The organism is Maribacter sp. 1_2014MBL_MicDiv, assembly GCF_001865655.1.
GTDB classification, from domain to species: domain Bacteria; phylum Bacteroidota; class Bacteroidia; order Flavobacteriales; family Flavobacteriaceae; genus Maribacter; species Maribacter dokdonensis.
On the sequence record NZ_CP011318.1, the window covers coordinates 4,039,223 to 4,054,381 of the forward strand.

General features: G+C 35.4%; 13 protein-coding genes. 9 read left to right on the top strand and 4 right to left on the bottom strand.

Going from position 1 to position 15,159, the window contains the following annotated elements; genetic code table 11:
* The first annotated feature begins 15 nt into the window (after positions 1–15).
* Together corA and YQ22_RS17065 are read left to right on the top strand one after the other, a co-directional pair.
* Entirely contained in the window at positions 16–1,110 is a 1,095-nt protein-coding gene (gene corA / locus YQ22_RS17060; protein ID WP_071342158.1) for a magnesium/cobalt transporter CorA, read from the top strand.
* A 192-nt stretch (positions 1,111–1,302) separates the two neighbouring features.
* The gene (locus YQ22_RS17065) at positions 1,303–1,845 is read left to right on the top strand and encodes a hypothetical protein (RefSeq protein ID WP_156894591.1); all 543 of its coding nucleotides are present in this window, start codon (positions 1,303–1,305) and stop codon (positions 1,843–1,845) included.
* A 71-nt stretch (positions 1,846–1,916) separates the two neighbouring features.
* On the opposite strand, the gene cysM is transcribed toward YQ22_RS17065, so the two are convergent.
* A complete protein-coding gene (gene cysM, locus YQ22_RS17070) occupies positions 1,917–2,801 on the bottom strand; it encodes a cysteine synthase CysM (RefSeq protein ID WP_071342160.1) in 885 nt (294 codons plus the stop codon).
* Entirely contained in the window at positions 2,794–3,585 is a 792-nt protein-coding gene (gene epsC / locus YQ22_RS17075) for a serine O-acetyltransferase EpsC (RefSeq protein WP_058102667.1), read from the bottom strand. The genes cysM and epsC overlap by 8 nt, the downstream gene beginning before the upstream one ends.
* 55 nt (positions 3,586–3,640) lie before the next feature.
* On the opposite strand from epsC, the gene YQ22_RS17080 reads away from it, so the two are divergent.
* Positions 3,641–4,366, top strand: coding sequence for a DUF2461 domain-containing protein (locus YQ22_RS17080; protein WP_442914836.1), 726 nt, complete (start codon positions 3,641–3,643; stop codon positions 4,364–4,366).
* Here YQ22_RS17080 and YQ22_RS17085 read toward each other — a convergent pair.
* The gene (locus YQ22_RS17085; RefSeq protein ID WP_058102668.1) at positions 4,349–4,756 is read right to left on the bottom strand and encodes a hypothetical protein; all 408 of its coding nucleotides are present in this window, start codon (positions 4,754–4,756) and stop codon (positions 4,349–4,351) included. The two genes, YQ22_RS17080 and YQ22_RS17085, sit on opposite strands and share 18 nt — an antisense overlap.
* 276 nt (positions 4,757–5,032) lie before the next feature.
* On the opposite strand from YQ22_RS17085, the gene YQ22_RS17090 reads away from it, so the two are divergent.
* The gene (locus tag YQ22_RS17090) at positions 5,033–5,437 is read left to right on the top strand and encodes an acyl-CoA thioesterase (protein ID WP_058102669.1); all 405 of its coding nucleotides are present in this window, start codon (positions 5,033–5,035) and stop codon (positions 5,435–5,437) included.
* Here YQ22_RS17090 and YQ22_RS17095 read toward each other — a convergent pair.
* Positions 5,434–6,723 carry a dipeptidase gene (locus tag YQ22_RS17095; protein WP_071342161.1) on the bottom strand — a complete coding sequence of 430 codons (1,290 nt, stop codon included), beginning with the start codon at positions 6,721–6,723 and terminating at the stop codon, positions 5,434–5,436. The genes YQ22_RS17090 and YQ22_RS17095 overlap by 4 nt on opposite strands.
* Positions 6,724–6,866: 143 nt before the next feature.
* Here YQ22_RS17095 and YQ22_RS17100 point away from each other — a divergent pair, with 143 nt between their 5' ends.
* From YQ22_RS17100 to YQ22_RS17120, 5 genes are read left to right on the top strand one after another with little or no spacing between them, the layout of a single operon-like run.
* On the top strand, positions 6,867–8,624 hold the full coding sequence (locus tag YQ22_RS17100) for a sensor histidine kinase (protein WP_071342162.1): 1,758 nt from the start codon (positions 6,867–6,869) through the stop codon (positions 8,622–8,624).
* Between the two features lies 1 nt (position 8,625).
* The gene (locus YQ22_RS17105) at positions 8,626–8,991 is read left to right on the top strand and encodes a response regulator transcription factor (protein WP_058102672.1); all 366 of its coding nucleotides are present in this window, start codon (positions 8,626–8,628) and stop codon (positions 8,989–8,991) included.
* 16 nt (positions 8,992–9,007) lie between these two features.
* Positions 9,008–11,347 carry a HEAT repeat domain-containing protein gene (locus tag YQ22_RS17110; protein WP_156894592.1) on the top strand — a complete coding sequence of 780 codons (2,340 nt, stop codon included), beginning with the start codon at positions 9,008–9,010 and terminating at the stop codon, positions 11,345–11,347.
* Positions 11,340–12,770 carry a glycosyltransferase family 2 protein gene (locus tag YQ22_RS17115; RefSeq protein WP_071342164.1) on the top strand — a complete coding sequence of 477 codons (1,431 nt, stop codon included), beginning with the start codon at positions 11,340–11,342 and terminating at the stop codon, positions 12,768–12,770. Before YQ22_RS17110 ends, YQ22_RS17115 begins: the two co-directional genes overlap by 8 nt.
* Positions 12,771–12,775: 5 nt before the next feature.
* Positions 12,776–15,157, top strand: a complete 2,382-nt coding sequence (locus YQ22_RS17120) for an LTA synthase family protein (protein WP_071342165.1) — start codon at positions 12,776–12,778, stop codon at positions 15,155–15,157.
* Positions 15,158–15,159 lie beyond the last annotated feature (2 nt).

Consider the following 15,159-nt stretch of genomic DNA (forward strand, 5'->3'; position numbering starts at 1 on the left):
TAAAAAATACTATATATGGCCACAAATAAAAAGCTCAACTTCCCAAAGCGAAAAAAGAAAAAATCGCGCCAGCAGAATAAGCTAGGGAAAGCTCCGGGGACTATAAGTTACATGGGAGATAAGGAGCGTGGAGATAGTATTATATATAGTACTACTTATAATGCCGATGGTTATGAGACCAAAGAGTTTACTGATTTAGAAGCATTTTTTGCGGAAAAAAGAACAGATCAAACTTCTTGGATCAATGTAGTTGGTATTTCTGATGAGCCCTTTATTGAAAAATTAGGTAAGCATTTTAACCTAAACCCTTTGGTATTAGAAGATATCGTAAATACCGAACAACGACCCAAGGTAGATGAATATGACGACTATATTTTTGGCATATTTAGAATGTTGTATATTTCTGAGGAAGAAGAAATTGTAGGGGAACATATTGCCTTGGTCTTATTGGAGAATACCGTATTGGTATTCCAAGAGGTTAAAGCTGATGTGTTTAACGGGCTAAGAGACCGTATAACCGGTAAGTTAGGGCGCATTAGGACCAGAGGTGCAGATTACCTGTTTTTTGCACTTTTAGATGCTATTGTGGATAATTATTTTTTAGCTATTGAAAACCTGAACAACAGAATTGAAATTCTAGAGGAAGAAGTATATTCTAATCCAGAACCGGTGGTGGCAAAGAATATTCAACTGCTTAAAAAGGAAGTGCTTAAGATCAGAAGATGGATTTTTCCAGTAAAGGAGCTAATAAGCCGACTTATAGATTCTGAAAATCCGTTGATTACGAAGGATACGAAATTGTTCTTACGAGACGTATTGGACCATGCCATTGAAATAAACGAAAGTTTACAGATTTATAGAGAAATGTCTATGAGTTTAATGGAAATGTACATGAGTAATATGAGTAATAAAATGAACGAGGTAATGAAAGTATTGACCATTATGGCCTCAATCTTTATACCATTGACTTTTATTGCCGGTATCTACGGAATGAACTTTGACCATATGCCAGAACTGCATTATAAGTACGGTTATTACGTTGTTTGGATCGTAATGATACTTCTATTTATAGGTATGATGTTCTATTTTAAAAAGAAGAAATGGTTATAAACCTACGTCTATTGCCTTTATAAAGTACTGAATTACCTATAGCATACGTATTCCATTAAAGAAATATGCTTATGGGTCATTGGTAACTTAGCGTTTCATATATCTTGCCCTTGTTCAATGTATTGGACAAATAAGGTTTTGACATTTTTTTTAAAGTGATCAAAATGCAGTAGTAACATTTAATATGTATATATGAAAACTAAGAATATTTATATGTCTTTAGCGGGAATCCTTTTAATGACAGGAACGCTAATGGCGCAAGAGAAGAATCAAGAAGTTTTAGATACTAAAATATCTAAATCTTATACTGTGAACAACGGAAAAAAGTTGGTTAAAAATTCTGTAGAAATTACCACAAAACGATTGAACACTGTTGAAAGCGCTAAAGAAGATGAGGGCAAAATTGATCAGGATAGGGTAGTGGACAGTGTAGCCACAATTATTAAAACAGTTCAAATAGATAACGACGAAGATGATGCTTTCGATGAAAAAATAGTGTTCAGTTATGAAGCTAAAACTCCTGAAGATTTTGTTTTGGTTTCAAAGAACAATGAATTGGTGGTAGCCATGAATGAGGGTGACAATTTAAAAATCGTAGAGAACATCAATTTGAAAAGTAAAAAAATGATGAACGATAAAACCACTTATATTTTTACCAACGAACACGGTGAAAACTTAGAATTTTTGGTGGAAGAATATAGTAGACCCAATGAAACTGCTATGTTAGAAAAGTAAATCACTATAACAACGAATAAAAAAGAGCCGCATTTGCGGCTCTTTTTTTATATCAATCTTTAATTGTTTAACTAATCAAAAAGGCTAGATGATAAATACCGATCACCACGATCACAAACGATAGATACAATAATACCTTCTTCTATTTCTTGAGCTAATCTTAGGGCAACGGTTGCTGCGCCACCACTACTCATCCCAGAAAAAATACCTTCTTCCTTGGCTAATTTTCTTGCCATTTCCTTAGCTTCTATCTCATTGACCTCCATAATACGATCTACTTTTTTAGCATCAAAAATCTTAGGTAAATATTCCGTAGGCCATTTTCTAATACCAGGTATACTGGCGTTATCACTTGGTTGTACTCCTACAATTTGTATATCCTTATTTTGTTCTTTTAAGTACGTAGAAGTTCCCATGATGGTACCCGTTGTACCCATGGCAGATACAAAGTGGGTGATTTTACCTTGAGTATCGTTCCATATTTCAGGTCCCGTTGTTTTATAATGTGCTTTCCAGTTATCAGGGTTGCCAAATTGGTTCATCATTTTATAACCTTCATTGGCTACTTTATTTTCAGCATAATCGCGAGCACCTTCAATTCCTACATCAGAAGAAGTTAGGGTCACTTTTGCGCCATAAGCTCTCATGGTCTGCACACGTTCTTTCGTAGAATTCTCGGGCATTACCAATTCTATATCCAATCCGTATACTCCGGCGATCATAGCCAAGGCAATACCGGTGTTACCGCTAGTAGCTTCAATCAGCTTATCATTTGCTGTAAAATCACCATTATCATAACCTGTTTTGATCATGTTATACGCGGCACGGTCCTTAACGCTTCCACCAGGGTTATGACCCTCCATCTTAAAATACACGGATACGTTAGGGTTGGTATTTAAAACCCTTGATTTTACCAAAGGCGTATTACCAATGAGCGATAATAAAGAATTAGACATGGGGTATTGTTTTTATTTTAATTTCTGGGGTGTGGAAAACAGTGGAATGTGCGGGTACAGACGCCGTTATCCATGCGTTACCACCAATAATACTGTTGGCACCTATTACGGTATCTCCGCCTAAAATAGTGGCATTGGCATATATTGTGACATTATTTTCTATTGTTGGATGCCGTTTGGTCTTCTGTAAATTTTTAGCCACGAAAAGACCGCCCAAGGTAACCCCTTGGTATATTTTAACATCGTTCTTAATTATTGCAGTTTCGCCTATGACCACACCTGTGCCGTGATCTATATGGAACGACTTTCCTATTTGTGCACCAGGGTTAATATCTACGCCCGTTTGTCTATGGGCATATTCCGTCATTAATCTTGGTACCAATGGAAATCCTGTTTTATACAGTTCGTGTGCCAACCTATATACGGATATGGCATAGAAGCCAGGATATGCCATGTACACCTCTTCAATGGATAATGAAGCAGGGTCACAATTAACGGTAGCCTCTGCGTCTAAATTTAAACTTTCTAACACTAAGGGTAATTTTTCTACATAGTTCTCCCAAACCTTTTTACAGGGTTTTTCGCTTTCCCAGCAAGCTAGATCAACTAGTTCATCAAATTGTTTCTCCAATTCATCCAAGCTGTCCGCTACTGGTGTTTCAATATCGAACAGGGTATAAAAAAGTAAGTCGGTAAACTTTTCAGTATTTCTTTTTAATCGAAATCTTAAGTTTGGTTGCTTCTTGTGGGTATTAATCTTTTCGATAATAGATCGATGGTCCATGAGTTTGCATTAGTTCATCAAAATTAACCAAATAACTAAAAGTACTTCTCATCTAATGGTTAACTTTAGCTTAAAATCACAAGAGTTAGGTCGTATGTTAGAAACGAATATTACAAAAAACACTTTACAATATTTAAATGCACTTAAAGAAAACAATAATAGAGAGTGGTTTACGGAACATAAACCCACCTTTAAAAAAGAACAAGAACAGGTAAAAAGCTTTTTTAATCATGTACTACAATTATTGAATGCCCACGATGAAATTGAAAAATTAAAAATATTTAGAATTTATAGGGATGTTCGTTTTTCCAAGAACAAGACTCCTTATAAAACGCATTTTTCTGCCTCATTTGCTAGAGCCGGTAAGCATAGGCGTGGTGGCTACTATGTACAAGTTGCGCCGGGCAATAGTTTTATAGCTACCGGATTTTGGGCACCAGAGAAGAATGACCTTTTACGCATAAGAAAGGAATGGGAGTTAGATATTTCTGAATTGGTCTCCATTATCGAAGACAATTCGTTTAAAAACATATGGGGTCCATTGGTAGGTGATGAGCTTAAGACAGCACCTAAGGGATTTGATAAAGAAGACCCTAACATTGCATTTATTCGTAAAAAACAATTCATTTTTACCAAAAGCTTTACCGATGCAGAGGTACTGTCAGACGATTTTGCCAAGCAAATAGACCAAGCGTTTGAAACTATAAGACCTTATTTTGACCTTATGAGCAGTATATTGACCACCAATTTAAATGGGGAATCACTATTGGACGAGCTCTAACTTTTCAAAATATTGAATTTGATCCTGTATTCTTTTAATCACCATATTCATCATTCGTTTGTTCAAGGCAGATGAGTTTTGAATATAAATTTCATATTCATCGACCGTAAATTGACCAATGATCATGCCTTTTAAAGAATTTCTAAACTTAATGTCTTTTTGAATGGCCTTGGTAACATAGTCCAAACGTTTTTCAAGTTTTAGCTCGTAAAACGTATTTTTCATTTTCTTGATATAATTCTGAAAAGAGGCTAGGAATAAATCATTCTGTAATTTTAATATGGGGCGTAATGTAAGATTTTGAAATCGTTCATCATCACTCATATTTGGTACTATTCTGGCAGATGGAATTAAAGGTCGAATTGACTGCAATTTCTGTGTCCTGTCCATTATGTATAGATTTTACTTAAAGGTACGTATAAGATAAAATCCATATACAAGGGGTATAATAAGTTTTTAACCTCTTATGAACAATAACCACAGTATTAAATATGTACCCCTAAAATTTTGTTTATCATAATTCTGTCAAGCAACAATTATTAATATGAAACTTATTAATTGCTCTCTATTTACAATTGATAAATCGTACCTCTAAAATGGGTCAAATTGTAGTTTTACTAAATTAACAACTAACTTTGCAGTGTAAATTTTGCTAAAAAATAGACTATGAGATTTCATACAAGAAAATTAGTTAAACCAGGCGATTTAAATTCTAACGGCACTTTATTTGGTGGTAGATTATTAGCTTGGATAGATGAAGAAGCAGCCCTTTACGCCATTATTCAATTGGAAAACGGTAAAGTGGTTACCAAGTATATGTCAGAAATCAATTTCATGAGCGCTGCCGTTAAAGGTGACGTTATTGAAATAGGTATAGAGGTGGTAAAGTTCGGTAAAACATCATTGACCTTAAACTGTGAGGTACGTAATAAGATGAATCATGAAACTATTGTTACCGTAGATAATATCATTATGGTCAACCTAGGTGAAAACGGAAAACCTACACCACATGGTAAGACCAAAATAGAGTTTGTAAAAGATCGCTTAGCGGCATTGGGTGAAGTTGATTAACTTTCACCCAATTCTTTTGCTATTCGCTGTACGTCATCAAGTACTCGCAATAGGTTTCCTCCCCATAATTTTTCTATTTCTTCTTGGGTATAGCCTCTATTTACAAGTTCTAGGGTTACGTTGAATGTTTCAGAAGCATCGTTCCAGCCTTCAATTCCACCGCCGCCATCAAAGTCAGAGCTAATACCCACATGGTCAATTCCTATTAATTTTACCATATAATCTATATGGTCTACAAAATCACTAACATTTACCGCTTCTGGCGCATCGCTTTTAGTTTCTGCTATTTCTTTGCCTATTTTTAAAACCTTAGGGTAGTTGTCCATGAATGCCGCCTTTTCAACATCGGATAAACTGGAAAATTGAGAACGCTCATACCAAGCTATATCCAAAGAATCTGCTACTTGCTGGTAAATTGATTTCATGAATGCTGCCCTTGCTTCATGCTTTTCCGTATTTAGATATGAACTAAAGGCAACCGTTTGTACTACACCACCATTTTCTTTCATCATAAGCAATTGCTCGTCATCCAAATTTCTGCTATGTCCACATAAGGCTCTTGCCGATGAATGCGAGGCTATTATAGGAGCTTTTGACAAGGAAATCATTTGCTTTATAGCTTCTTTTGATGGGTGAGATACATCTATCATTATACCTAACCTGTTCATTTCGGCAACGGCCTCTTTCCCCAAATCACTTAAACCATTATGCAACCATTCATCATCAGCTTCACCTGTATTGGAGTCAGAAAACTGACTATGACCATTATGTGCCAATGAAATATAACGTGCGCCCAAATCATGGTAAACTTTAAATTGGTCCATATCTAGTCCGATCGGGTATGCATTTTCAACACCGATCATGGCAACCTTTTTACCACTTTCTACAATTCTTTTTACATCTGCAGAATTTAATGCCAATTCAATTTGATCCGGTGCAATTTCTTCGCACAATTTATGGATAGCCTCAAATTTTGACATGGCATTTTCTTTGGCCTTGGCATAACCTTCATCTGTAAGCGTATCTTGACCTGTGTAAACAATAAGCCAAGTAACATCCAAACCGCCTTCTTCCATCTTGGGTAAATTGATTTGGGTATCTAGCCTCTGACTGTAATTTACACTGTCTGTGAAGTTTTTGATGTTGATGTCATTATGGGTATCAATAGTAATGACTTCTTCATGAATTCGTTGGGCTTTTTCAAGCGTGGTTTCTTCTTTTTTCTCCTTTTTTTCTGCGCAGGATACTATCGATAAAACGCACATTAAATAGATAAACTGTTTCATAGGGTTGGTTTATGACCTACAATTTAAGTGTATTCACAACAAATAACCAGCCTTAGAGAACATTTTATTGTCTGCATAATGGTTATAGCGCATTTTTAGGGAATTATAAGTTACAACCCAAACCAATTAAAGAAAACCTATTTATGGCAATTTCAAAAACTAAGGATTTACTTGGTCAATTAGCACAACTGGAAAAAACAGTAAGTGAATTTTCTTTTGAGGAGCTAAATGCCAATGAAGCTAAGGTGTTAAAAAACTCTTTTAACACGTTTAGATCTAGTTTAGAAAATCATATTTATTCTCCCAATACTACTTCCCCTATGGTTGAAGAAACCAAGGCTAGTGATATGAGAGAGCAAAAGATTGATCAAAAGCAATTTATTGCTCATATAAGCCATGAGATTAGAACACCTTTAAACAGCATCATCGGGTTTACAAATTTGCTGAACGAAGAAAAGTTGACCAAAAGCCAACACAAAAAAGTAGATGCTATACAATTTGCCTCCAATACACTTTTAAAGTTGATCAATGAGGTGCTGGATTATTCTAAAATATCTTCAGGTAATACCAATTTCGAGTCTGTAGATTTCAATCTGCATAGCTTGTTGAATGATGTTATGTTCTTGTGCGAAACCTTAATTGTTGATCGTGATATAGAGTTATTGGTAGAAATTGACGAAAACGTACCTAAGATAATTAAAGGAGACCCTTCTAAACTATCTCAGGTGCTTCTTAACCTTTTAGGGAACTCGGTAAAATTTGTACATAAAGGCTTTATTAAGCTTGAAGTTTTTGCATCTAAGACTTTCAATGGTGGTTGTGAACTTGAATTTTCCGTAGCAGATACCGGTATTGGTATTTCTCAGGAGAAAATAAAGACCATTTTCAATAGCTACACTCAAGCTGAAAATGACACCTCTAGTAAATATGGTGGTACGGGACTTGGTTTAACGATTACAAAAGAGATTATTGAAAAACTACAGGGCAATATTGAAATAGATAGTACTGTAGATAGCGGTACAACGGTAACTTTTAGGGTTCCTTATCCTTTAGGCAATAATGTCCATACCAGCAAAAACACCAATAATGACAGCACATTAGAAGGCAGAAAGGTGTTGGCAGGAACCAAAATTATGGTTTTTGAAGACAACCAAATGAATCAGCGCTTAATTGTAGAGCAGCTGACCAAATGGGGCTGTAAGGTATATTCCAATCTAAGCTTGCCAAAATCATTGAAAACTTTAGAATCCAAAGATATAGACCTCATTTTAATGGATCTTAAAATGCCCGGACAAAACGGCTTTGAAGTGTCTAAAATCATTAGAGAGCATAGCAATACCAAGGTGAATACTATTCCTATAGTTGCATTTAGTGCAGATTTCACTGAGCAGGACAGTAAAGACTGTAAAGCAATTGGCATAAATGATTTTTTGCTGAAACCGTACACATTAGAACAATTAATGAAGACCATACTAGACAATAAAAATAGTAAACTTGAACAAGCAGAGTATTCTGCATTACTTCAAAAGCCAATGATAGAACCTAAAGAAACAACTGTTGTAGACCTTAACCATCTTTTAAAAGAGTGTTTTGGAGAGATAGATATGCTAAATGAACTGGTGAAGTTGTTCAAATTAAACGCCATAGAATTTATAGGTAACGTAAAAATTCATTTAAAAACCGAAAATTTAAAAGAGATAGCGTTATCCGCACATAAATTAAAGGCTGGTTTTGCCATGGTTAAAGCTGATGGTATGAGAAAGCTTATTGTAGACCTAGAGGCAAGCTGTAAAGCACATCAACCTGAAAAGGTAAAAGAGTTATATGAACTATTCTTAACCGATTATCCTTTGTTAGAGGAGAATTTAGATATGGATTTAAAGGCCCTAAACAAAAAATAATATGGGTAAACGTGTACTCTTGGCAGATGATGATCAACTGTTGGCCTCGCTTTTAAATTTTAGGCTAAAAAAAGGCGGTTATGCGGTTCATCATTCCGTCAATGGAAAAGAGGTGAAGGAATATCTAAAAAATGATATGCCCGATATTATCGTGAGCGATATTATGATGCCTTATTTTTCAGGTATTGAGCTTATAGATTATGTCAGAAACGACCTTAAATCAAATACGCCTATCATCATTATTTCATCAGCAGGCAATGAACAGAACGTTCTTACTGCTTTTGAATTAGGAGCAAATGATTTTATTACAAAACCAGTTAGTCCAACAGAATTATTAGTACGCATAGCTAGAGAGATAAATAAATAATTTTAAATAATAACATTTGTTAATTCCCCCAAGACAAATAAAAATTTCGCTGATTACAGCCCCGGAATTCAATTTAGAATATCTCTGGTGGCTCACCATATTGTTTTTGGTGTTATCGGTAATTTACTTTGTTGGGGTATTTCTAATCAGAAATAACATTACTGCCAATAACAAGCGTACCAAAGAAAAGAAGGTAGAATTTTCCCCTATGATCAATGAATTTTTATTCTATGATGATTCTAATTCTAAAGAGGAAAAAATGAACTATCTAAATCTAAAAGTACAGATACGGGAATTGATCAAGAATAAATTCGATAGACATGTATTGACCGAAGTTTTACTTGATTTGCGCAAAGACTTATCTGGACAATCACAAGATGTTCTAATCCATTTATACAAAGATTTAGGACTGCATCATGATGCTTATGAAAAATTGGGCAGTAGCAAGTGGCAAGTGGTTTCAAGCGGAATTTTGGAACTGACGACCATGGAAGTGGATGAAGCCTATGGCTTGATCATTAAATTCATTAACCATAGACAAAGTACTGTACGTAAACAGGCAGAAATTGCCGTGGTCAACCTAAAAGAAGAAGGTATTAAATACTTTCTTGACAATACAAAATATAAAATTGCAGAATGGCAACAGTTAAAATTGTTAGATGTACTTAGGCACAAACCAAATTACACACCACCACAATTTGGGCTTTGGTTAACCTCTACCAATACACATGTAGTGTTGTTCTCTTTACGACTTATAAAATATTATAGTCAAAACGATGCTGAACAGTCAATCATAACACTGTTAAAACATAAAAAGAAAGAAATACAGGCAGAGGCAATAGAGTGCATTAAAGAGTTTCATTTTGTTAGCGCCTTACCCACATTAATTATGGTGTACCCTAAGGCAAGCCATGATATAAAAATTGCAATATTAGATGCCATAGGTGAATTGGGGTCTGCTTCAGAGGTGCCCTTTCTAGAAAAGTTAAAAGCTACAGAACGTCATTTCAATATTAAGGGCAAAGTTATCGGCACTTTGAACAAGATCAATCCTGAAAGTGTATTGCCTACAAAAAATATTGCTAAAGTAGATTTTTATGAGCCAGAGTTTGAAGCGGTAGAAGAAGTAATTGAAGATGAGACACTTGAATCACTAATAGAACCTTCCTCGTCCATAGAAACGGAAGAGGTTATTGAGAATACTGATTCAATTGAAGCTGAAATAGAAGGGAAAGATGATTTACTGGTTATAAAAAATGAATCTATAGAGAATATAGCGGTTGTGGCATCTACAGAGATTTCTACAGAACCTACAGTGAGCGTTACCGATCAACCAATGTCAAAACCAGAAGTTGAGGAGCAAATAGGTGAATTGGATCTTTCTTTCTTACCTCATGTTATGGGTGAAGATGAAACTAATGTAGGTATTATAAATCATGATGTAACTGAATTGGATGATGAAGAGACGAAGGACACGGTTTTAGAGATTGAAAACGAAGAACTTACGTTTAACTTTTTACCGTTGGTGATAGATGATGTTGTTGCACAAGAAGATGTTGTCCTTGAGGAGCCCGATGCTTTGGAACCTATGTTCGTTTTAGAAAATGAAGCGTTAAACCAAGTGGGTAAGGTCACTGAAACTTTAGACAGCGAAGAAGATTTCGATGAGGAAATGAGTATTGATTGGACATCAATCATATCAGAAAACGACAAAGACAACTTAGAAGACGCTGCAATTGAACCTATTTTAGAAATAAAGAACGGTACCGTTAATTTTTCGGCCAATTTTATGCCTGAGGAAGAATTGGAGACCATGGTGATTTTAGAAAACATTTCGGAACTCGGAGATTGCCGTGAACTAGGTTTATTGTATGATATTATTGAGGAAAATACTTCTGAATTGGTTATTGAAAGAGCTAATGAGCTTATTGAAAAATTCTCCTATCAATCCCCACGACCAAATGATCTGTTAAGCGAGGACAGTAATTTGGCTATGAGCGTGTTTACCGATATTTATCACCAAGCAGATCATGAAACCAAACTTATGTTGATTCATGAAATCAAAATTGTGGGCGATGAAAAAGAATTCCGATTACTGAACAGTATTATAGATTCTACGTCTAACGATTTGTCCAAAGAGGCAAATGATGCATTGAATGCGATTAAAATCCGCTTAGCATTGCCTAAAGAAGAGATACAATTAGAAGGTGCAAAAAACTCCATTTTCGATGTTAATTTTGAATTGGAAATAACAGAGAAAGCAAAAAACAACGTAGCACACAAAGAAAGCGGTTCTACCTTATTTGACCAATTATGTTCCATGTCCAACTCTTTATACAATAAGAAAAATGGATAGTGAATTATTTGGTGTTGTTTTGGAGTACATCAATTTTGTATTCTTTGTATTCACGTTAATACTCTTTATTCTATTTTCCTTAATGGCGTATTTCTCAACAAGAAATTCATTGCATTATAGAAATAAGAACAGCTTCACCGATATTTCAAAAATTATGGCATCTCCTTTGGCGCCAACAATTACCATTATAGCACCTGCTTATAATGAGGGTCTTACCATTGTAGAGAATATACGATCCTTGTTATCATTACAATATGTCAACTATGATGTAATGGTTGTTAATGATGGTAGTAAAGATGATACGTTACAGAAATTAATAGATTCTTACGACCTTGAAAAGATCGATGTAGAAATGGATCCCGACTGGAAATCAAAACCGGTTCGTGGAATATATAAATCTAAGAATAGGGCTTTTGAAAAGCTGACCGTTGTAGATAAAATGAACGGTGGCAAGTCTGATGCCCTTAATACCGGTGTAGCACTTTCTGCGAGCAAATACGTAGGTTGTATAGATGTTGATTGCCTTTTACAGCCAGATGCCTTATTGCACGTGGTAAAATCATTCTTTCAACGTTCCAAGAAAAGGGTCATAGCTGTTGGTGGTGTTATACGTGTGGCAAATTCATGTATTATTCAAGGCGGGCAGTTAGAGGAAATAAGATTACCCAGTAATTGGCTGGCAAGATTCCAATTATTGGAATATACACGATCTTTTATTTTAGGAAGAATGGCTTGGGGTAGAATTGATAGTTTACTTATTATTTCTGGTGCATTTGGTTTTTTTGAACGTGAAATTGCTTTGGCTGTTGGCGGTTATGATACGGATACCGTTGGTGAGGATATGGAAATCGTCTTTAAAATGCGCCGTTACATGCATGATAGAAGGGAACCGTATACAATAGAGTATATTCCCGACCCTCTGTGTTGGACAGAAGTTCCAGAAGATCTCAACATTCTTGTGAACCAAAGAGATCGTTGGGCTAGAGGCAATTTAGAAACGTTGTTCAAGCATAAGGATATGTTGTTCAATTCAAAGTATGGTAGATTGGGATTGTTAAGCTATCCGTACTGGTTTTTTTATGAGTGGCTTTCTCCATTATTGGAGTTTTTTGGTTTTTTCACCATTATCCTTTTTGCCTATTTGGGTATTTTAAATTGGGAATTCTTTTTCATGATTACGTTGGCCATTTTTCTGTTTTCGATCATGATTTCCTTTTACGCCATTCTTTGGGATGTGTATTCCTATAACCAATATAGAAAAACAAAAGATATTCTTATTCTCATGGGTCTGGCCATTTTAGAACCTTTCATTTTTCACCCAATTGTGGTATATGCTGCGGTTAGGGGCAATTATAAAAAATTATTTAAGATTAAATCTGGCTGGGGATCCCAAGTTAGAAAAGGTTTTGCAAAAGCAACATAATAGCAATGAACACAAGTAAAATAGATAGATATACCTTAAAGCAGTATACGCGGCTTATGATATCCTTTTTTGGATGTCTGCTGGTATTAACGCTTTTTCAATATGGTATGCTATACTATAAAGGTGTTATAGATGCTATTATTTCAGTTAGTTTTCTTAAAGCTGTTGTACATCAAATTGGCTTTACCGCTTTAATGGGTATTGTTATGGTTTTTCCTTTTAATTTTTGGGAAAATCTGCGCTCCAGATATGGGTTTAACCTAGTATTCGTTCTTTTGGGCTTAGTGCTGATATTTGAGGCAGTTCTTATTGCATACTATTGTTCTACTTTGGTGCCTTTAGGGTCAGATTTACTAGGATATAGCTATGCAGATGTAAAGATAACCCTTGCCAATTCTGGCGGATTCATTATTTCGGTATACCTACTTTTTGCCGTTGCTTTTTTAATTGGTCTTTTTTGGGTTTTATATAAGGTTACTTCTAAATTTTATCATAGGATCAGTAGAATGTACCCTTTTACCATTGTGTTGTTCAGCTTGTTCATGGCTTCTTTGTTTACAGATGGAAAGCCCATTAACCAGAACAAAGTTCAATATTTAGCGGTTAACATATACAATACCAGTACAGAAGATAATTCATATACCTCTAAAGAAGAATACCCGTTGGTTCAAGGTCCGATCATTGAAAATGTTCTTGGTGATTACTTTGAATTAAAAGAAGAGAAACCAAATATCGTATTTATTATGGTAGAAGGTCTGGGTAGGGATTTCGTTGGGGAAGGTGCCGAGTTTGGCGGATTTACCCCATTTCTAGATTCATTGACTACCAAATCCTTGTACTGGGAAAATTTCTTGAGCAATACCGGGAGAACATTTGGGGTTTTACCTTCTTTATTGGGTTCGTTGCCTTTTGGTAAAAGCGGATTTATGGAGCTAGAAGAATATCCTAATAAACTTACGATGTTCAGTGTTCTAAAAAATAATGGCTACCATACTTCTTTTTATCAAGGTACCAATAGTTCTTTTGATAAGGTAGACCGATTTCTAAATAGTGAGAATGTTGATTTTATACTGGATAAATCGGGATTTGGAATTCAATACCAGCAACAGGCTGAAGATGCCGCCGGTTCATCATGGGGATATCCGGACAAGGAATTGTTCAAAAAAAGTATCAGTTTAGAAAGAAACGAAGATCAACCAAGACTAGAAGTGTACATGACCATTAGTACGCATGAGCCATTTATACCGCCCAACCAAGATTTTTTTGAAACCAAAGTAGATCAGATTTTAAAGAATGGTGATTTTGGTTCCAGGGAGACAAAAATCATTGAAAAAAACAATAATGTTTTTGCCACACTGTTATATACAGACGATGCTATTCAATGGTTTATGGAATCCTATAAATCTCAGCCAAATTATGAGAATACCATTTTTGTGATTACCGGTGACCATAGGCTTATACCTATTCCGCAGAGAAACAGTATCAGTCGTTTTCATGTGCCATTGATCATGTATAGCCCAATGTTAAAAAAAACACGTAAAATGAGTTCTATCTCATCACATTTTGATGTCACTCCGTCTATTCTAGCGTTGTTGGATAATGCATACGAAATTAAAATGCCTAAGAAAGTAGCATGGATGGGTGGTGCGCTAGATATGGAAACAGCATTTAGGTCCACTAAGAACATACCCCTAATGCGTAACAAAAATGAGCTGAAGGAGTATATAAGTAAAGAGAAATTATATACGAACGGTGATATTATGGAGCTAGATGAAAATATGGATATCAGTTCTACCTTTGGCGGTAGTGGGGTAGAAAAATCATTGGAGCGCTTTAAGTCCGTGAACCATTATGTCACTACAGAAAATAAGATCATACCAGATAGTTTGACCATATTTTCTGTTCAAACGGAAAAATTTACACCGGCAGAAATTACGTGGATCAACAGTATTTATGATGGAAGCAATTTTGACCGTTCCTTTTTTAAGGCACGGGATTTAGCTTTTAACAAAAAGTGGGATGATGCACTTTTATTATGCCGTTACATTCTGTCTGAATCTCCCAGCCATATAGACACTAAGATTTTATCGGGACGGTTACACATTTGGAAAGGTAATTATGAGGAGTCGGTAAAGATTTTAAAGGAATGTATTGCCATGAACCCAAATTATATAGATTCCTACGCCGCACTTTTTGATGTGTATTTCTGGTATGATAAACACGCGGAAGGTTTGGCCTTGGTAGATATCGTTCAGGAAAACAGTGCTAGTGCCAATGAAGTTTCCAATAAAATAGCAAGGGCTAAAACAAGCGCAAGAAAGGCAGGAATTAAAAATTATCAAACTTCAAAAGATACTACCAATAGCACTTTGGCATCTATAGAATAATG